The following is an 18,036-nucleotide window of genomic DNA, read 5'->3' on the forward strand; positions in this document are numbered from 1 at the left end:
GGGCGAGCGCGGACCGGACGATCGGCGTGAGATCAGGCGGCATGGCCCGCAGGTCCGGCTGACCCGTCAGGATCTTCTCCGACATCTCCAGGTAGGTGCCGTGGCCGTAGGGGTGACCGCCGGTGGCCGCGTAACCGATCAGCAGTCCCCAGGCGAAGACGTCGACCGCCGGGCCGAGCGCGGCGCCCTCCATCTGCTCGGGCGCCATCCAGCCGACCGAGCCGAGGACCAGACCCGTCTGGGTGCGGCCCTTTGTCATGTCGAGCGCACGGGCGATCCCGAAATCGATGACCCGGGGGCCGGAGTACGACAGCATGACGTTGCTCGGTTTGAGATCCCGGTGGACGATGCCGGCCCGGTGGATAGCGGTGAGCGCGGACGCCACGCCGACCGCCACGCCCTGCAGTGTCGACAGCGGCAGCGGACCGGACTCGGTGACGGCCTGATCAAGCCGGACGCCGTCGATGTACTCCGTGACCAGATAAGGACGACGCGCGTCGGGATCGGCATCGAGGACCTGGGCGGTGCAGAAGGGCGCGACCCGCCGAGCGGCCGCCACCTCGTCCCGGAAACGTGCCCGGAACTCCGGGTCGGCGGCGAGGTCCGACCTGATCACCTTGATCGCAACGAACTTCTCGGCTGCGTCCTGGGCGAGGAACACCGTTCCCATCCCACCCGCGCCCAGCCGACCGACGACCTGGTAAACACCGATCGTGGTCGGATCATCGGGATGCGGCGCCTCGGCCGGATATCCGCCACTAGGCGAAACCCGACGCGCCGATCGTTCCGTCACTGTTCTCCCGCCCGTGTTATACCTCCGGCCGCGGCCCAGGTACCGTTCCGGCCTGGGAGCCGTCACCGGTGCCGCAATTGTCCCCCCGCGCAGGGAGACGAACCCATCATCACGCCACAGTCCGTCGTCGCCCAGTCCCTACGGGCATCCGCAACGGCGCGGAAGTCACGCTAACGCTAACCCTCTCGAGTAAATCGATGTCGAGCGTTGTCCGCCAGCCGACGCGGCGGATCCGGTCGTTCCCGCCAGCCGTATCCGAGGGGACCGCAGGTAGTCGACGACAACCACAGGTGGTCGACGACTCACCATTCCGCGGATGAAGGCGGGTGCGGCGTGTCTCCGGCAGGATGAGGGAGGGAACATCCACTGCTACCGACCGGCTGCCCCGACAGCGCCGGTCGGCCGCCAAGCTTAGGGAGTCACCCGTGGTCACGCAGTCCGCCGATGCGCACCAGCCCGCGAACGCGGTCACGGAAACCGACCCCGCGGCCAGGGCGAGCGTCACCGGCGCCGTGCGGTCGGGGACGTCCCCGGTCGACACCGACGTCGACATGCTGATCGTCGGCGCCGGGCCGGCCGGCCTCTACGGCGCCTACTACGCCGGATTCCGCGGCCTGTCAGTCGCGCTCATGGACTCGTTGCCCGAGGCCGGCGGTCAGGTCACCGCGATGTACCCGGAGAAGATGATCTATGATATCGCGGGCCTGCCGGCCGTCCGGGGCCGTGAACTGATCGACGCCCTGTTGATCCAGGCGAACCAGTTCTCCCCCACCTACCTGCTGGGCCAGCAGGCCGCCGAGCTGACCCACGAGCCGGGCGCCGTGGTGGTGACCAGCAGCCAGGGTCTTCGGGTACGCGCCAAGGTCGTCGTCATCACCGGCGGTCTCGGCACCTTCACCCCCCGCCCGCTGCCCACCGGCACCGCGCATCTGGGCCGCGGCCTGGTCTACTTCGTGCCCAAGCTCGACGTCCACACCGGCCAGGACGTCATCGTGGTCGGCGGCGGGGACAGCGCCTTCGACTGGGCGCTGGCCCTGGAGCCGATCGCCCGCTCGGTCACCCTCGTGCACCGTCGGGACCGGTTCCGGGCGCATATGTCCACAGTCGAACGGGTCGAGGCGTCCTCCGTCGAGATCCTGACCTTCACCGAGGTCGCCTCGGTCCACGGTGAGGAGTGGATCGAGAAGGTCGAACTGGTGCAGACCCGCACCGGCGACCGACATGTCCGACCCGCGCAGGCGGTCGTCGCCGCGCTCGGATTCACCGCCGACCTCGGACCGCTGACCCGCTGGAATCTGACCATTGACAAGCGGCACATCGTCGTCGACCCGACGATGGCGACCGGGGTCGAGCGGATCTTCGCGGCCGGCGACATCACTGAGTACCCAGGGAAGGTCCGCCTGATCGCGACGGGTTTCGGGGAGGCCGCGACGGCGGTCAACAACGCGGCGCCGGTGGTGGACCCGTCGGCAAAGATCTTCCCGGGGCACAGCTCCGACGACGGCACCGGCGGCTGAGCGCCCGGCGGGCGTGACCGACAGGCGTGGCCGTTGTCCGTCGGCGCCCGACCGGGCGCCGACGGACCCGCGGCGCACACTGGGAACATGCGCGGTCTACTGGTGATCGGTCACGGATCCCGGCGGGATGAGGCGAACGCGACGGTTCGGGAGCTCGCCCACCGGCTCCTGGTCGATCCCGGTCATGTGGTCGATCCCGGCCATGCCGCCGCGCCATGGACGTGGGGGGCGGTCGAAGCCGCCTTCCTCGAAATCGCCCGGCCCGACATCGCCACCGGGTACGCCACGCTGGCCGACGCGGGATGCACCGAGATCGTCGTCTACCCGTTCTTCCTGTTCGACGGCAATCACACCCGCCGAGACATCCCGGCGGCACTCGACGACGCCCGGTGCCGGCACCCGACGACCCGATGGGTGCTGTCGGAGCCGCTCGGGCTGCACGCGAGCGTCGTCGACGCGGTCCGCGCGCGGCTCGACGACACTCTGCGTCTCCTGGTCCGCGAAGCCGAGGCCGCCGCTCCGAAGATCAACCCTCCGGCGAGCCGGAGGACCGGCTGGTGACGACGAAGTCCGCGACGGCGGCCGCGAGCGGATGGACCCCGGGTTCGGTGGGCACGATGTCCACCCGCATGCCCGCCACCGCACAGGCCAGCGCGCTGCGTCGACCCATCGCCGCGATGAGCAGATCGGGCGGGAGAGGTCCGTAGATCTCGGCGGTGCTGCGGGCGGCGGTGGACGACGCGAAGGCCGCGACGTCGAAGTCGCCGTGCCGGAGCTCCTCGGCGATCCGGGGATCCGGCTCGGCGGTCACGTCGGTAAGCAGCGGCACCCGGCGCAGGGAACACACCCCGTCCGGCGGGTCCGCCGCGCCGACGATCAGCACCCGCGACGAGCCGGTCGGACCGGCGAGACCGGTCGACGACGGATCCATGGACAGCTCGGCGACGGGCACCGAGGCGAGGCCCAGCCCGTCAAGCGCTTCCGCGGCGTCCCCGCGGGCCGCGACGAGAGTCAGGCCGGCCAACGCCCGCACGTCGGTGCCAGCTCGACGCAGCAAGGCCACCACGGCGGCGACCTCGTCCGCATCGGCCAGCAGCAGGCCATCCGCTCCCGGCAGCGCCGCCACCAGCACGGCACCGGCGTCCTCGACCGGCGCGGGCCGGGCGACAACGGTCTCGACCGCATCCGCGCCCAGCTGCCGCAGCCGGCGAGCCAGCAGACCCGGCCGCGGCCGGGTACGGGCCACGAGTACCCGGATCCCGGCGAGCGGCCCCGCCTCCGAGACCGGCGCGTCCCGGCGCGCCGCGACCTCTCCGACCACGATCACCGCGGGAGACCGCACACCGGCCGCGATCGCGTCGATCGCCAGCGCGTCCAGGGTGGTCCGCAGGACCCGCTGCGCCGGGGTCGCCCCGCGCTCGATGACCGCGACCGGCGTCGCCCCGGGGCGACCGCCGGTGAGCAGCGCGTCGGTGATGTCCATGAGACGCGCCACCCCCATCAGGATGACGATGGTCGCCCGGGAGGCCGCGAGACCGGCCCAGTCCACCGTCGACTCCGGATGGCCGGGTGGCAGGTGCCCCGAAACGATGGCAACCTCCTGCGCGAGACCACGATGGGTGACCGGGATGCCGGCACAGGCGGGTACGGCCAGCGCCGAGGTAACGCCGGGCACGACGGTGCACGCGACCCCCGCCACGGCGCAGGCCTGCGCCTCCTCGCTGCCTCGCCCGAGCAGGTAGGGATCGCCGCCCTTGAGGCGGACGACGCGCGCACCGGCGCGCGCCCGGTCGACGAGGAGCGCGTTGATCTCCTCCTGGGTCCACGACGGCGCGGTCGGGCTCTTGCCCACGTGGATGATCTCGGCGCCAGCCGGGGCGGCGCCGAGGAGGACGGCCGCGGCGAGCCGGTCGGTGACCACGACGTCCGCGTTCGCCAGCACCTCACGGCCGCGAACGGTGAGCAGACCGGGATCGCCCGGGCCCGCGCCGACCAGCCAGACCTCACCCACACTTCGCCCGTCCGTCACGGCGTGCACCGTACCTGCTCGGTTGCCTTCGAACACTGGCAGCCGGCAGGCCCGAGGAGGTCAGTGGATGCCACACTCCGTCTTGATCGAATCGGCCCACCGGCCCTCCCGGCCGGCGCCCCGCCGGGTGCACGGCCAGCAGCCAACCGAGTCGTAACCGTCGGAGAGGAGCGGGTTGACGATGACGCCGTGCTCGGCCACGTAGCGTTCGACGTCCTCGTCGGTCCAGGCCGCGAGCGGGTGGATCTTCACCTTGCCCCGTCTGGCGTCCCAGTCGACGACCCGGAGCTTCGCCCGGCTGGGCGACTCCGCCCGCCGCGACCCCGCGGCCCAGGCACGGTAGGGAGCCAGGGCCCGATCCAGCGGAACGACCTTGCGCATCCGGCAGCACAGGTCCGGGTCGGTCCGGTAGAGGTCCTGACCGTAGACGGCGTCCTGGCCGACGACGGTAAGCTGCGGACGGGCGCTGATGATCGGCAGGTCGTAGGTTCCGGCCACCGCGTCCCGGGTACCGACGGTCTCGGGGAAGTGATAACCGGTGTCGATGAAAACCACGGGGACGTCGGACCGGATCCGGGCGAGCATGTCCACGAGGATCGTCTCAGCCATTGAGGCGGCGATCGCCAGCTTCGTCCCGAATTCCTCGACCGCCCAGCGCAGGATCTCCTCCGCCGGCGCACCCTCGAGATCGTCCCCGGCCCGCAGCGCCCGGGCCTGCAACGCGGCATCCATCAGCTCGTCTCCTCGTCGTCACGCAACCCGGCTCCGGCGGCCGCGAGGGCCGTCAGACTCAGCCGGAAGCCCCGCAGGCAGGACCGGCACGCCCAGTACCCGTGGCCATGTCCCGCGCCGGAGCCCTCCGGCGGCGTGTCCGGGACGATGTCCTCCTCGCCGCAGTACGGGCAGTAGAAGGGCACCACCCGCTCACCGCTAGCCATCGGCGGCACCGAGCGCCGTCAGCTGGGCCTCGTCGGCCCGCTCCGCCCAGTCCGCGAAGCTCTCCCCCGCGGTCCGGCCCGCCCGGTAGGTCTCCAGCACCGCGACGACGTAGTCGACGAGGCCGTCGGCGGTCACCTTCAGACCACGCGACTTGCGGCCCAGCCGCGACCTGGTACCCAGGTGCCCGCCGAGGTGGACCTGGAAGCCCTCGACCATCTCACCGGTGGCGTCGTCCGGTACCAGGGAGCCCTTGAGCCCGATGTCTGCGACCTGGAAGCGGGCGCAGGCGTTGGGGCAGCCGTTGACGTTGATCCCGATCGGCTCGTCGAAGTCGGGCAGCCGGCGTTCGAGCTCGTCGATGAGGTCGCGGGCCCGGCCCTTGGTCTCGACGATCGCCAGCTTGCAGAACTCGATACCGGTGCAGGCCATCGTGCCGCGCCGGAACACGCTCGGGCGGACCACCAGGTCGAGCGCACCGAGTTCGGCCTCCAGCGCGTCGACGCCCGCGTCGGCGACATCGAGGATGACGAGCTTCTGCGTCGTCGTGGCGCGGATGCGGCCCTGCCCGAACCGATCGGCGAGGTCCGCCACCGCGGTCAGCGTGGTCCCGCTGAGCCGACCCGCCCGCGGTGCGAACCCCACGGCGTTGCGGCCGTCGCGCTGGCGGTGCACCCCGATGTGGTCGCGCCCCTCGCTGCGCGGCGGGGCCGGCGCCGGGCCGTCAGGCAGCGCCGAAGCCAGGTACTCCTTCTCCAGGGTCGCGCGCACCCATTCGGCGCCCATGTCCGCGACCAGGAACTTCAACCGGGCGCGGGTGCGCAGCCGGCGGTAGCCGTAGTCTCGGAACAGCGACACGACGCCGTGCCAGACCTCGGCAACCCGCGTCGGCGGCACGAACGCGCCCAGCCGCACGCCGAGCCGCGGGTTCGTCGACAGACCGCCACCGACCCACAGATCATAGCCGGCTCCCAGTTCCGGATGGATGACCCCGACGAACGCGATGTCGTTGATCTCGTGCAACGTGCAGTGGTCGGCGCAGCCGGAGATGGCGCTTTTGAACTTACGGGGCAGGTTGGCCAGCGTAGGGTCGCCGATGAACCGGCGGACGACCTCGTCGATCGCCTCGCTCCCGTCGATGATCTCGTCACCGTCGACCCCGGCGAGCGGGCAACCGAGGATCACCCGGGGGGTGTCGCCACAGGCCTCGGCGGTGGTCATGCCGGCGTTCTCCAGTGCCGCCCAGATCGCCGGCACATCCTCGATCCGGATCCAGTGGAGTTGGATGTTCTGCCGGTCGGTGACATCGGCGACGTCCCGGCCGTAGCGGGTGGAGACGTCGGCGATCACCCGGAGCTGATCCGAAGTCATCCGGCCGCCGTCGAGCCGGATGCGCTGCATGAAGTAGGAGTCGTCCAGTTCCTCGGGTTCGAGGATCGCCGTCCGCCCGCCGCTGATCCCCGGCCGGCGCTGGGTGTACAGACCCCACCACCGGAACCGGCCCCGCAGGTCCTGGGGATCGATCCCGTCGAAACCGGTACGCGGGTAGAGGTTGAGGATGCGGTCCCGCACCTCCAGGCCGCCTTGGTCCTTCTTCATCCGCTCGTTCGCGTTGAGCGGCTCGGAATATCCCAACGCCCACTGGCCCGTTCCCTTGGGTCGGGACGGGCGCGCGGACCGGGTAGGACGAGCAGGAGAAGTCATGAGATCTCTCGGTGCGCAAGGAAGTCGCGGCGCCGGCAGCGGGCGCCACGAACGGAGACGTCAGCGGGAGCGGCGACAGCCGGCGCTGGAGACCCGCAGCAGGTCGACGTGCAGACGGGCGACGAGCATCGGCTCAACCACCAGGCACGGCACCGCGGGGGACGACGCAGCCCGGCGCCGACGGGAGACGTCAAGCGGAAGGCCTGACGCCTGCCCAACCGGCACCCCACCAGCGAGGGCGCACGTAGTCACGAGCCCATGTTTCCACAGAAGTACGGCTGATGGGCAAGTCGGGGCACTGTCCGGCCTACTTCGACCCGCCGCCCTGCTCCAAACTGGAACAAACCGGACGACCAGCCCCGAGACCGTCCGCCATGGCCGTCATGGCAGCGGAGAAAATGAACAATCCCGCCGGTCACGAGATCGCTCAGATCGTCCGGTGGGCGGCGCACAGCCGCCGGAGCTGCTCCACCAGCGGACCGGTGGCCAGCCCCTTCTCCAGCAGGCCGTCCGCGCCGAGTTCCAGCACCTGGTCGAGCAACGCATCCTCGGAGAATCCCGTGAAGATCACCACCGTGGCCCGCGGCACGACCCGCCGGATCCGCGGCAGGGCGGCGATGCCGTCGAGGACCGGCATGGCCAGGTCGAGCAGCACGAGGTCCGGCTCGGTGCGGACGACCTCGTCGATCGCCTCCGCGCCGTTGGACGCGGCGCCGACGATCACGAAGTCGGGTTCGGTCTCCAGCAACAGGCACAATAGGTCGCGCACCCCGTCCGCGTCGTCGACGACGACTACGCGCCGTGGACCGGGCGGAGGCACCTGCTCCGCCGGAGCGGAACCACGGCCCACAGCGGAACCGCCGACCAGGCCGACGGCCTTCTCCCCGACGAGCCCGACGGTGTCGGCATCCACCGAACGGCCGGTATCCACCATTCTTTTGTACGCGCCCCGCCCGACCCCGCGCATCGTCATTCAGGATGGTTTCCGAGGATGACCCACGTTGGCCATCAGGCCGATACCCGCAGACCGTCGCGAAGCACCGCAGCCTGGACGCAGCCGCGATAGCACACCATGCGGGAATAGCCCGTCCGGACGAGCCCTCGGCGATTCCGCCGCTTTCCGCCAACACTTCCGTGGCAACACTCGCGTTTCCCAACAATAACCCAAGAAGGTCGGCATAATGTCTCGACGGAGGTGCGGTATGACGGACGACTTCCACGCGGCGATCGATCAGCCGACCACGAAGCGCGATGCCGATCGACTTCGCCTGCCGTTTGACAACTGAGAGTAATCAGTGAAACTGGATGTGTATGGGACTTTTGACCTCTAGTCTACTAGGGTGCGTCCTGGAGTAATCTGATCACTATCGGTGACTCTCTACTGGCCATCGGGCGGGCGACCGTCAGGCGGGCGAGCAGAGACAGCACACGACTGCTGAGCTTCCCTCCTCGGGAGGCGGGACCTTGCCACGCGGAAGGACGTCACAGATGCGGCAACGGAGCCGAGGCCGGCACGATGCAGCGACCGCCGAAGACCTGCTACCCGCTGAGGTCCGACGGCGGCGCTGTGAACGTGTCCTCTCTCGGGAGGAGCTCGCCCGACGCACCGGCTACAGCCGCCAGTACATCGGTCAGCTCGAACAGCCCAGCCGAGGCATCCCCTCCCGACCGGTGATCGCCGCAGTCGACGCGGCGCTGGAGGCCGGGGGCGCCCTCATCGACCTGCGTGAGGCAGCCGTCGCCGCCCGGGCGGAACGCCTGCGTCGCCAGCCCGATCCGGAGCGGGAGTCCCGCCGCCGGGTTTCGGATCTGCTCGACCACCGCCGGTCGGACACCGAACTGGACTACCTCGATCGGTTGGTGGCCGATCTGATCGCCAAGGCCGACCGGCTCGATCCACAGGACGTCACCGCCCAGGTGCTGGAGCAGCAGAACGTCGTCGACAACCTGCTGCACACGCCCATGCTGCCGCACCAGCAGTTCCGGCTGTTCATGCTCGCGGGTCACCTGGCCGGGCTGCTCGCCATCTCCCTGTTGGACGTGGACGAGCTCGCGGGAGCCAGCACCTGCTGCCTCGAGGCGGCGGTGTTCACCGAGCTGACCGGTCACGAAGGACTACGGGCCTGGACCCTCGCGGTCAACAGCCTCATCGACGCGGCCGCCCGGCAGGCCTGCGAGGGCAGCGAACCCGGCACCGAACCCGGCATCGCGTCCGGCGACGGCCTCGGGGCCCCCGTGCCACCGGACCCACGGTCCGGGCCGCCAGGTGAACCCAGCGATCCAAGGTATGCTCTGGCCGGCGGGGATGACGCCGGTGGCGAGACGCTCGACGAGCTGCTGATCGCGCCGGGCGGGCGAGCCACCCCACCCCGGTTGGTCGCGCTGGTAAAGGGACGTATCGCGCGCTTCGCCACGGCGAGTACGCGCCGAGCGGTTCCGATTCCGCCGACCAGTATCTCTCACGCGTTCCGACCACCGGTCTGAGCGGCGGTCAGACGTCCGCGAAACGCAGTGCACGCAGCGCCGGAACATCACCTCGCCGCGCGGCACGCCCGGCGAAGGCGATAATCCCCGCCTGCTGGCGCGCACCGAGCCGAAAGTCGAGAGTGGTGAAATACCGGGCCAGCGTGCCCGGGTCGAACACCTCAAAACGAGCTGCCCGCGCCGCGACCTCGTCCACATCACGCAGCGCCAGGTCGAGTCCGGAGCGGAACGCGCCGTGCACCTCCTTGACCACCCCGGGACGGCGTTCGGCGAAGGACCGTCGGGCGGCCCACACGGCGAACACCATGGGCAGGCCGGTCCACTCCCGCCAGGCGGCACCGAGATCGACGAGCCGGAGAGGATGGTCCGGACCGCCCCGCTCGGCATCGTAGGTCGCCCGTAGCGCGGCATCACCGATGATCACTGCGGCATCCGCCTCCCGCAGCATCGACGGCAGGTCCGGCGGCATCGTCACATACTCCGGTCGCAGGCCGTAGCGCTCCTCCAGCAACATCCGGGCGAGCAGCACGCTGGTCCTGGACGTCGAGCCGAGCGCGACGGTCCGGATCTCCACGAGCGGCGCCGCCGTGCTCAGCACGACGGACAGGACCGGACCGTCGGAGCCGACCGCGAGGTCGGGCAGCACGACGAGCTCGTCGGCATGCCGGAGGTACTCCACCAGGCTGATCGGACCGATATCGAGATCGCCGGCGACCAGCGCGTCGTTCAGCCGGTCCGGGGTGTCCTTCGTCAGCTCGATGTCGAGCAGAGCACCGGAGTGGACCAGTCCCCAGTACAGCGGCAGGCAGTTCAGAAACTGGATGTGCCCCACCCGGGGACGGGCCTGAGTATCGCCATCGTTGTCCGCTCCGGCTCCGGTCAACGCCGTCCGCCCCGGCGCTCCTCCATGACCTCGATGACCACGCGGCGCTGGCGCAACGCCAGGGGATAGCTGAGCAGCCCGCTGAACACCACGGCCAGGGCGAAGGCCAGCAGCCCGCTCACCCCCAGCAGCAGGACCACGGCCAGCACCGCTCCGAAGAGCAGCACGCGTACCGCGAAGTACCGCAGGTTGATGCCAAGCAGGCCGCGCTCGCCCGCCTGGCCCGATCCGGTCGGCGAGTCAGGCATCGCCCCCTGTGGCCACGAAACCCGCTGTGGCCACGGAAGCCGCTGTAGCCACGGAACCAGCCGCCTACGCGGTTGCACCATCACGTCCTCCGTCTCTTCGTCGGCACCCAGCCGAGCCGGCGCAGCACGGTCGGGAAGAAGCCCAGCCCCAGGAAGACGACGAACAGACCCAGCAGGCCGGCGGCGCCGATCGGCAGACCGATCCAGTCGAGCACCACGTACCCGGCCACCCCCGGAAACAGGATCACCAGGAAGGCAAGCACAAAGATCGATCCGATGCCGGGCGCTCCGGGGGGCCGGACAGGCCCGGGACTCCCGGGCGCCGGCGACTCCTCGGATCCGCGGGCCGGCCCCGGCCCGTCCCCGGTGCCCATCCGGTCCACCGGTCAGGCGTCGATCGAGGTCGGGACGTCACGCCGAGCCGGGTCGGGACCGTCGTAGACACGGATCTCCCGGTAGCGGGTGTCCCGCTCGACCGGGCGGAAGCCGGCGTCGCGGATGATTGCGAGCAGATCCTCGCGGGTCATGGTGTGCGGCGTCCCGAACCGGTCCGCATCGTGCGTGATCTTGTACTCGACAACGGAACCGTCGAGGTCGTCAGCGCCGAAGTTCAACGCGAGCTGCGCCGTGGTGAGGCCGTGCATCACCCAGAAGCACTTGATGTGATCCACGTTGTCGAACAGCAGCCGGGAGACGGCGAACGTCTTCAACGCCTCGGCCCCCGTCGCCATCGGCTGGTTCATCAACCGGTTGCGCGGGTCACCGGCGGCGTCGTGCTGGAAGCGCAGCGGGATGAAGACCGTGAACCCGCCCGTGGAATCCTGCAGCTCACGCAGCCGCAGCACGTGGTCCACCCGGTGCCGGGGCTCCTCAATGTGCCCGTACAGCATCGTGCACGGGGTGCGCAGGCCCTTGGCGTGGGCGAGCCGGTGGATGCGCGACCAGTCCTCCCAGTGCGTCTCGTGACCGACGATCTTCTGGCGGACCTCCCAGTCGAAGATCTCCGCACCGCCGCCGGTGAGCGACTCGAGTCCCGCATCGATGAGCTCGTCGAGAATCTCGTCGGCGGACAGGCCGCTGATCTTCTCGAACCAGTGGATCTCGGTAGCGGTGAACGCCTTCAACGCGACGCCGGGCAGCGCCTTGCCGAGCTCCCGCAGCGAGCGCGGATAGTAGCGCCAGGGCAGCGTCGGATGCAGACCGTTGACGATGTGCAGCTCGGTGATCCCGGCCGGCTCCATCTCCTTCGCCAGCCGGACAGCTTCCTCGATGCGCATGGTGTAAGCATCGGACTCACCGGGCTTGCGCTGGAACGAGCAGTACGCGCAGGACGCCGAGCAGACGTTCGTCAGGTTCAGATGCCGGTTGACGTTGAAAAAGGTCTTGTCGCCGTTCTTTCTGGTGCGAACCTCGTGGGCGAGACCGCCCAACCAGACGAGGTCGTCGCTGGCGTACAGCGCCTCCCCGTCGGCACGGCTCAGCCTCTCGCCGACGGAAACCTTGGCCTCGATCTCCCGCTTGAGCCCAGCATCCATGCCTTCCAGCCTAGCCCGCAGCTCTCGGCGTCCTCGGAGGCGAGCACAGCTACCCGGTCACAGCCGCCCCGCGATCCGGCGGGGCATCCGGATTACTCGCGGCTACCCGCCGTTCCCGCCGTTCCCGGTGTTCCCGCCGTTCCCGCCGTTCCCGGCATCCGGGCGCTGAGCGGCCCGCTGTGCGGCCCTGCGCTGCATCCGCCCGAGCGGCCAGGTCAGCAGTCCGGCGACGGCGAACCCAATGAGCAGCGCCATCAGCAGGTTCAGCCCCACGGTCACCAGGATTACGGTGATCACGGCGAGGGCGGCGACGCGGGTCAGGAAGTACGGCAGTTGCGCACGCAGGTTCACGTCCTGCGGCGCGGGCCGCTCGGCGCGAGTGGGACGACCCGGCCGCGCCGAGGCGCCGCGGCCCCCCGCCGAGGCGGGTCTGCGTGCCGTGGCCCCGTCCACCCCGCCGGTTCCGCGGCCCCGGTTCCTCGCCGGTCCGCGCCCACCCGTGGCCATATCGTCCTCATCCCGCCGGCACCGCGGCCCCGGTCGGGGCCCGTTCCCGACAACTGTGCCTGTCCGGGCGGGGCCTGCGCCAGGGGGAACAGGCGTCACCCGGCCGGTGGCGCCGCCTCGACGTCCGCCAGGTCACAGCGGCCCGGCAGGTCACAGCGGGCGCCGCCGAGCTCGCCGGTCCAACGCCGGAAGAGCGTGTGCGGCACGTCGGCGGCGTCGAGCACCCGCCCGGCCACGAAGTCGACGAGATCGCCGGCCGTCCGTACGCCCGCGTAAAATCCCGGGCTCGCCGCGGCCACCACCGCCCCGGCGTCGTGCAGGTCCAGCATGTGGCGCAGCGTCGCGCGGGTGTAGGGCATCTCCCGCGGGACGACGATCAGACGGCGGCCTTCCTTGAGCGTGACATCCGCCGACCGCTGCAACAGATCCTTGGACAATCCCAGGGTGATGCCGGCTAGGCAGGCGGTGCTCGCCGGGACGACGATCATCCCGCGGGTCGGGTACGAACCGCTGCTCGTCGGCGCCCCCAGATCACCCGGGGCATGTACCTCGACGAGGGTGGACACCGTATCGGCCAGCGCGTCACGATCGCCGAGAACGTCACCGTCGGCCGGGACGCCCCGATCGGCCGGCGCGGCGCGCGCGGCCCGCCGCGCCGACACACCCTCTGGAGGTGACACCCCGCTCAGGGGCATGGACAACCACGTGACCAGGGCTTTCGCCCAGGCGGAGTCACGCCAGGCGATGCCCGTCTCATCGAGCAGGGTCAGGCGGGCCGCGCGGGACAGCACCAGATCGACTGGCAGCCGGGCGGCCAGCAGGCCACGCAGCACCGCGGCCGCGTAGGGGGTTCCACTGGCGCCGCTCACCCCGACCACCCACGGCAGGCGCGGTCCGGCCTCCTCCTCGGGGGCACTGAAAACATCGGCCATGACGAATCCGACGCTCAGACGGCCAGGCCACGGCTGGCGAGATCGACGACGGCGAAGAGGAACAGGACGATGCCGACGAATCCGTTCGCGGTGAGGAAGGCCCGGTTGACCCGCGACAGGTCATTCGGGGACACAATGGCGTGCTCATAGCAGAATGCCGCCGCCGTCAGCACGAGCCCGGCCCACCACCACGCACCGGCGTTGTCCAGCAGCCCGTAGACGATGAACAACGCAAAGGTGATCATATGCGTAACCGTGGAGCCAATGAGCGCGGCCCGCACCCCGAACCGGGCCGGCACCGCACGCACGCCGATGCGCCGGTCGACCTCGGCATCCTGGCAGGCGTAGATCACGTCGAAGCCGCCGATCCAGCTACCGACCGCGAGGCCGAGCACCAGTGCGGCCCAGGACCACTCGCCGGTGACCGCGATCCACGCGCCGACCGGGGCCACCGCCTGGGCGATGCCGAGCACGGCGTGCGGGAAGTCGGTGAACCGTTTCGCGTAGGGGTAGACGACGAGCGGCGCGACAGCGACCGGCGCGAGCAGCAGGCAGAGCCAGGACAGGGCCGCGGCGGCGGTGAGGAAGACGGCGAGCGCGACCGCGGCGCCGACGACCGCCGTGCGCACCGAGACCACGCCGGTGACCAGCTCTCGGTTCGCCGTCCTCGGATTACGGGCGTCGATCGCGCGATCGATGACCCGGTTTGCCGCCATGGCGAAGGTTCGGGCCGCGACCATCGCCACGCTGACGAGGGCGAGGTCCGACCAGTGCACCGACCGGGAATCCGCGAACGAGGCGGCGAGCGCCGCGATGTAGGCGAACGGCAGCGCGAAGACCGAGTGCTCGATGACGACGAGCCGCAGGAACGCCCGTACCCGGCCGGCGGCGTGTCCCGGGCCGGCTCCCGACCCTCGCCCGACCGGCTCCGACGCGCCCGGCACCCACGCGGCGTCACTCACCGCAATCACCACTCCTTGTTCCTTGCCTATCCAGAGGCCCCAGCGTCCTTTTTGTCCCTCTGGATAGGCAAGGAAAACGGAGGACGGTCACAGTCCATACTCCTTCCATCGGCGGGTGACCCGTTCGCGGACCGCCTCGTCCATGACGATCTCCTCCGGCCAGCCGCCGTTGCGCCGGTAACCCTCGCTCGGTAGCTTGCGGGTCGCGTCCACACCAACCTTGCCGCCCCAGAACTGCTCGTAGGCGGCGTGGTCGAGATGGTCCACCGGCCCGATGGTCGTGATCAGGTCGTGGGCATAGTCGACGTTGCCGAAGGCGCGCCAGGCGACCTCGTGGTAGTCGTGCACGTCGCAGTCGGCGTCGACGACCACGATCAGCTTCGACAACGACAGCAGCCCGGCACCCCAGACCGCGTTCATCACCTTCTGCGCGTGCTTCGGATAACGCTTCTCGATGGAGACGATGCAGCAGTTGTGGAATACCCCCGCCTCAGGCAGGTCGTAATCGACGATCTCGGGGATCATCATCCTGACCAGCGGCAGGAAGATCCGTTCGGTGGCCTTGCCCATCGGACCGTCCTCCTGCGGCGGCCGACCGACCACGATCGTCTGGAACACCGGGTCACGCTGCATCGTCATCACGTCGACGTGCAGCGCCGGGAACGGTTCGACGGGGGTGTAGAAGCCGGTGTGGTCGCCGAACGGCCCCTCGGGCAGCCGCTCCCCCGGCTCGAGCCAGCCCTCGAGCACCACCTGTGCGTTCGCGGGCACCCGCAGCGGGACGGAGAGGCAGTCGACCATCTCCACCCGCTCGCCGCGCAGGTAACCGGCGAACAGGTACTCGTCGAGGTCGGCGGGCAGTGGCGCGGACGCGGCGTAGGTGACCGCCGGGTCGCACCCGAACGCGATCGCGACCGGCAGCCGCTCCCCACGCCGCTCGGCGACCGCGTGATGCGCGTTGGAGTCCTTGTGGATCTGCCAGTGCATGCCGACGGTGCGTGCGTCGTGGCGTTGCAACCGGTACATCCCGAGGTTGCGCGCCCCGGTCTCGGGGTGCTTCGTGTGCGTCAGACCGAGGTTGAGGAAGGCCCCGCCGTCGTTCGGCCAGGCGTGCACCCCCGGCAGCCGGAACAGGTCGACGTCCGGACCCTTGAGGATGACGTCCTGGCAGGGCGCGGTCCGGACCCGGCGGGGCGGGATCGAGGCGAGCGACGCCGCCTTGCCGAACGCCTCGCGCAACCCGGACAGGCCGATCGGCAGCTGCGGGCGCAGCAGCGCGCCGAGCCGTTCACCGATGTCGTCCAGCGCCTCGACGCCGAGCGCGGCAGCCATCCGCTCCTCGGTGCCGAACACGTTGATCGCCAGCGGCATGTCGGCGCCGGCCGGGGACTCGAACAGCAGAGCCGGCCCGCGCTCCCGTACCACCCGGGTCACGATCTCGGTGACCTCGAGACGCGGGTCGACGGGTACGGTGACGCGGCGCAGATCCTTCCGCCTTTCGAGATGAGCAAGGAACGCACGCAGATCCGCCCAGGCCATGACCTCCATCCTCGCAGTCGCCACGGGTGGATGCCCGACCGCCCACAGGTGGTCACGATCCCAGTTCAACACGTCACGCCACGGGCACGACCGCGTCGGATAACGGACCGGGGGGACGAGGAGTCGGTGCGGAAGGCACACTAGAGGTACACGGGCCGGCCATCACCACGACATGTACGTCCGCCGCAGGCCATAGCGGACGGTACGTGCTCGCCTGACCCATCTGGTGGGGTTGCCCGTCCGTGACGCCACCCGACCCGTGACGTCGCCACGGGTCGGGGATTTCGCCACGGTCGGGGATTTCGCCACGGGTCGGGATTAGATGCCCGCGGATCGGATGTTCCATACCTGACAGGTCAAGACGAGCATAACGATCAAGAAAAGCAGGAAGGAGCGACCGGCCGGTGCTGGGCCTCGCGCTGACGTTTGTGATCATTGGTGTTTGGGCTTACGCGATCATCGATGTCTTCGGGACACCCCCCGAGGAGGTTCGGATCATGCCCAAACTCGCGTGGATCGTAGCAGTGATCTTCCTTGGTATCTTCGGCACCGCCGGATGGTTCTTCTTCGGTCGGCCTCGCGCGAACAGCGTCGGCGAGCGACCGCTGCGCCGGCCGGTCTCCGACCACCCGGCCTTCGGGCAACGATCGTCCTGGGGCGTCGACAGCCGGCGTGATGGCGGCTTCAGCCGGTACAGCGCACGGACGGGCACCCGCCGGGCCGCCGTCCGGCCGAAGGGTCCCGACGACGACCCGGACTTCATGCGGGAACTGTCCGCCCGGATCCGCAAGGGCGAGGCCGGACCGCCGCCGTCGTCGTCCCACGGCTGAGCCGCCTGGACGCGGGGGATCCAGGGGCACGAGCCCGCGGCTGACCGGCTCCGCGCACCGGGACGAGCGGCGGTCCGTCGTTCCGGTACGCGGCCGAGCGGGGTGTTCTCCGCAGGCTGCGGGTAACCCGCCCGTTCTCCCCGACGGGGCCAGACCGGGACCAGGGACCAGCAGCCGCGGGGAGGGTCAGATGCCGGCGTAGGAATGCAGCCCCGAGATGATCAGATTCACCAGGTAGTAGTCCACGAACAGGGCGCTGAAGGCCAGCAGCGAGATCGCCGCGGCCCGCCGCCCACGCCATCCAGCCGTCGCGCGGGCGTGCAGGTAGGCGGCGTAGCAGACCCAGGTGATGAACGACCACGTCTCCTTGGGGTCCCACCCCCAGTAGCGGCCCCATGCCGCCTCCGCCCAGATCGCCCCGGCAATGATCGCGAAGGTCCAGATCGGGAACGCGAACGCGATGACCCGGTAGGACAGTGTGTCGAGCGCCGTTGACGACGGCAGGCGCATGACGATGCCGCCCCGGCGCTGCATGGCCCGGCTCGCGTCAGCCCGTCCGGCCGCGACCTCGGCCAGCCGGTTTTCCCAACGCTCCTTGATGAGGAACAACACCGTGGTCACGGCGGAGACCAGGAATACCCCGCTGGCGACGATCGCACCGACCACATGGATCTTGAGCCAGTACGAGTTGAGCGCGGGCACCAGCGGTCCCGCGGCGACATAGAGCACGGTGCCGGCGAAACCGAGCGAGAGCACGACCGGCAGCATGACGAAGACGCCCAGCCACCGGACCGGCTGCCGGATCATCAGGGCGAGAAACGTCGTGACCGCGATCAGACAGATCATCGACGAGAACTCGTACATGTTGCCCCAGGGCACCCGCTCCGCCGCGAGGCCACGAGTGATGACGGACCCCAGGTGCAGCGTCCAGCCGACGACCGTCAGCGCGACGGCGATCCGCCCGATCCGCCGGGCACGCGCGGGAACCGCCACGTCGCCGTCGTTACCGGCGGCCAGCGTGTGCGCGGCGTTCGCCCGCCGCCGGACAGCTTCGCTCTCCCGGGCCCGGGCCGCCGCGAGGGCCACGGCGGCGGGGTCGGACGGGTCGATCGGGGTCGCGGCCCCGTCGGTCGGGCC

The 18,036-nt window shown here is 70.3% G+C and carries 20 protein-coding genes; 4 read left to right on the forward strand and 16 right to left on the reverse strand.

Features of this window, described 5'->3' with window-relative positions; all coding sequences use genetic code 11:
* The coding region (locus tag AC08OV_RS13845; protein WP_476619754.1) for a serine/threonine-protein kinase at positions 1–793 on the reverse strand (793 nt) is incomplete at its 3' end.
* Between the two features lie 425 nt (positions 794–1,218).
* Between AC08OV_RS13845 and AC08OV_RS13850 the strand changes: the two genes are divergently transcribed.
* Complete coding sequence (locus AC08OV_RS13850; RefSeq protein ID WP_476612962.1) at positions 1,219–2,310, forward strand: NAD(P)/FAD-dependent oxidoreductase; 1,092 nt, start codon at positions 1,219–1,221, stop codon at positions 2,308–2,310.
* An 87-nt stretch (positions 2,311–2,397) separates the two neighbouring features.
* Positions 2,398–2,871 (forward strand): sirohydrochlorin chelatase, encoded by a 474-nt coding sequence (locus AC08OV_RS13855; protein WP_476612961.1) that lies wholly within the window; start codon positions 2,398–2,400, stop codon positions 2,869–2,871.
* Here the strand turns inward: AC08OV_RS13855 and cobA are convergent.
* The 6 genes from cobA to AC08OV_RS13885 form a co-directional block, all read right to left on the reverse strand.
* Complete coding sequence (gene cobA, locus AC08OV_RS13860) at positions 2,837–4,339, reverse strand: uroporphyrinogen-III C-methyltransferase (RefSeq protein ID WP_476612959.1); 1,503 nt, start codon at positions 4,337–4,339, stop codon at positions 2,837–2,839. The genes AC08OV_RS13855 and cobA overlap by 35 nt on opposite strands.
* A 60-nt stretch (positions 4,340–4,399) precedes the next feature.
* The gene (locus AC08OV_RS13865; protein ID WP_476612958.1) at positions 4,400–5,071 is read right to left on the reverse strand and encodes a phosphoadenylyl-sulfate reductase; all 672 of its coding nucleotides are present in this window, start codon (positions 5,069–5,071) and stop codon (positions 4,400–4,402) included.
* On the reverse strand, positions 5,071–5,277 hold the full coding sequence (locus tag AC08OV_RS13870) for a transposase (protein WP_476612957.1): 207 nt from the start codon (positions 5,275–5,277) through the stop codon (positions 5,071–5,073). Before AC08OV_RS13870 ends, AC08OV_RS13865 begins: the two co-directional genes overlap by 1 nt.
* Complete coding sequence (locus AC08OV_RS13875) at positions 5,270–6,979, reverse strand: nitrite/sulfite reductase (protein WP_476612956.1); 1,710 nt, start codon at positions 6,977–6,979, stop codon at positions 5,270–5,272. Before AC08OV_RS13875 ends, AC08OV_RS13870 begins: the two co-directional genes overlap by 8 nt.
* Positions 6,980–7,039: 60 nt before the next feature.
* Positions 7,040–7,231: a putative leader peptide gene (locus AC08OV_RS13880; protein WP_476612955.1), complete on the reverse strand. Its 192-nt coding sequence runs from the start codon at positions 7,229–7,231 to the stop codon at positions 7,040–7,042.
* Between the two features lie 175 nt (positions 7,232–7,406).
* Positions 7,407–7,913: a response regulator gene (locus AC08OV_RS13885; RefSeq protein WP_476602805.1), complete on the reverse strand. Its 507-nt coding sequence runs from the start codon at positions 7,911–7,913 to the stop codon at positions 7,407–7,409.
* A gap of 554 nt (positions 7,914–8,467) precedes the next feature.
* Here AC08OV_RS13885 and AC08OV_RS13890 point away from each other — a divergent pair.
* Positions 8,468–9,463, forward strand: a complete 996-nt coding sequence (locus tag AC08OV_RS13890; protein ID WP_476612954.1) for a helix-turn-helix domain-containing protein — start codon at positions 8,468–8,470, stop codon at positions 9,461–9,463.
* Between the two features lie 7 nt (positions 9,464–9,470).
* Here AC08OV_RS13890 and AC08OV_RS13895 read toward each other — a convergent pair whose 3' ends face one another.
* From AC08OV_RS13895 to AC08OV_RS13930, 8 genes are all read right to left on the reverse strand, one after another.
* Positions 9,471–10,346 carry a menaquinone biosynthetic enzyme MqnA/MqnD family protein gene (locus tag AC08OV_RS13895; protein WP_476612953.1) on the reverse strand — a complete coding sequence of 292 codons (876 nt, stop codon included), beginning with the start codon at positions 10,344–10,346 and terminating at the stop codon, positions 9,471–9,473.
* Positions 10,343–10,594 carry a hypothetical protein gene (locus AC08OV_RS13900; protein WP_462185636.1) on the reverse strand — a complete coding sequence of 84 codons (252 nt, stop codon included), beginning with the start codon at positions 10,592–10,594 and terminating at the stop codon, positions 10,343–10,345. The genes AC08OV_RS13895 and AC08OV_RS13900 overlap by 4 nt, the downstream gene beginning before the upstream one ends.
* A gap of 80 nt (positions 10,595–10,674) precedes the next feature.
* A complete protein-coding gene (locus tag AC08OV_RS13905) occupies positions 10,675–10,968 on the reverse strand; it encodes a hypothetical protein (RefSeq protein WP_462185635.1) in 294 nt (97 codons plus the stop codon).
* A 12-nt stretch (positions 10,969–10,980) separates the two neighbouring features.
* Positions 10,981–12,129 carry an aminofutalosine synthase MqnE gene (mqnE, locus tag AC08OV_RS13910; protein WP_476612952.1) on the reverse strand — a complete coding sequence of 383 codons (1,149 nt, stop codon included), beginning with the start codon at positions 12,127–12,129 and terminating at the stop codon, positions 10,981–10,983.
* Between the two features lie 102 nt (positions 12,130–12,231).
* A complete protein-coding gene (locus AC08OV_RS13915; RefSeq protein WP_476612951.1) occupies positions 12,232–12,636 on the reverse strand; it encodes a hypothetical protein in 405 nt (134 codons plus the stop codon).
* 95 nt (positions 12,637–12,731) lie between these two features.
* Positions 12,732–13,568, reverse strand: a complete 837-nt coding sequence (locus AC08OV_RS13920; RefSeq protein WP_476612950.1) for a UbiX family flavin prenyltransferase — start codon at positions 13,566–13,568, stop codon at positions 12,732–12,734.
* 14 nt (positions 13,569–13,582) lie between these two features.
* Complete coding sequence (mqnP, locus tag AC08OV_RS13925) at positions 13,583–14,530, reverse strand: menaquinone biosynthesis prenyltransferase MqnP (RefSeq protein ID WP_476592506.1); 948 nt, start codon at positions 14,528–14,530, stop codon at positions 13,583–13,585.
* Between the two features lie 87 nt (positions 14,531–14,617).
* Complete coding sequence (locus AC08OV_RS13930) at positions 14,618–16,069, reverse strand: menaquinone biosynthesis decarboxylase (RefSeq protein ID WP_476612949.1); 1,452 nt, start codon at positions 16,067–16,069, stop codon at positions 14,618–14,620.
* A gap of 428 nt (positions 16,070–16,497) precedes the next feature.
* Between AC08OV_RS13930 and AC08OV_RS13935 the strand changes: the two genes are divergently transcribed.
* A complete protein-coding gene (locus AC08OV_RS13935) occupies positions 16,498–16,899 on the forward strand; it encodes a PLD nuclease N-terminal domain-containing protein (RefSeq protein ID WP_476619757.1) in 402 nt (133 codons plus the stop codon).
* A 186-nt stretch (positions 16,900–17,085) separates the two neighbouring features.
* On the opposite strand, the gene ccsB is transcribed toward AC08OV_RS13935, so the two are convergent.
* A partial coding sequence (gene ccsB / locus AC08OV_RS13940; protein ID WP_476619755.1) for a c-type cytochrome biogenesis protein CcsB occupies positions 17,086–18,036 on the reverse strand: 951 nt, incomplete at its 5' end.

This window comes from Frankia sp. CeTa3Moorea (genome assembly GCF_978021225.1).

Bases quoted from the DNA above. Each gene is read 5' to 3' on its own strand.
- AC08OV_RS13855 (WP_476612961.1), top strand. From the start codon at position 2,398: ATGCGCGGTCTACTGGTGATCGGTCACGGATCCCGGCGGGATGAGGCG.
- AC08OV_RS13865 (WP_476612958.1), bottom strand. From the start codon at position 5,071: ATGGATGCCGCGTTGCAGGCCCGGGCGCTGCGGGCCGGGGACGATCTC.
- AC08OV_RS13870 (WP_476612957.1), bottom strand. From the start codon at position 5,277: ATGGCTAGCGGTGAGCGGGTGGTGCCCTTCTACTGCCCGTACTGCGGC.
- AC08OV_RS13875 (WP_476612956.1), bottom strand. From the start codon at position 6,979: ATGACTTCTCCTGCTCGTCCTACCCGGTCCGCGCGCCCGTCCCGACCC.
- AC08OV_RS13885 (WP_476602805.1), bottom strand. From the start codon at position 7,913: ATGGTGGATACCGGCCGTTCGGTGGATGCCGACACCGTCGGGCTCGTC.
- AC08OV_RS13890 (WP_476612954.1), top strand. From the start codon at position 8,468: ATGCGGCAACGGAGCCGAGGCCGGCACGATGCAGCGACCGCCGAAGAC.
- AC08OV_RS13900 (WP_462185636.1), bottom strand. From the start codon at position 10,594: ATGCCTGACTCGCCGACCGGATCGGGCCAGGCGGGCGAGCGCGGCCTG.
- AC08OV_RS13905 (WP_462185635.1), bottom strand. From the start codon at position 10,968: ATGGGCACCGGGGACGGGCCGGGGCCGGCCCGCGGATCCGAGGAGTCG.
- mqnE (WP_476612952.1), bottom strand. From the start codon at position 12,129: ATGGATGCTGGGCTCAAGCGGGAGATCGAGGCCAAGGTTTCCGTCGGC.
- AC08OV_RS13915 (WP_476612951.1), bottom strand. From the start codon at position 12,636: ATGGCCACGGGTGGGCGCGGACCGGCGAGGAACCGGGGCCGCGGAACC.
- AC08OV_RS13920 (WP_476612950.1), bottom strand. From the start codon at position 13,568: ATGGCCGATGTTTTCAGTGCCCCCGAGGAGGAGGCCGGACCGCGCCTG.
- AC08OV_RS13930 (WP_476612949.1), bottom strand. From the start codon at position 16,069: ATGGCCTGGGCGGATCTGCGTGCGTTCCTTGCTCATCTCGAAAGGCGG.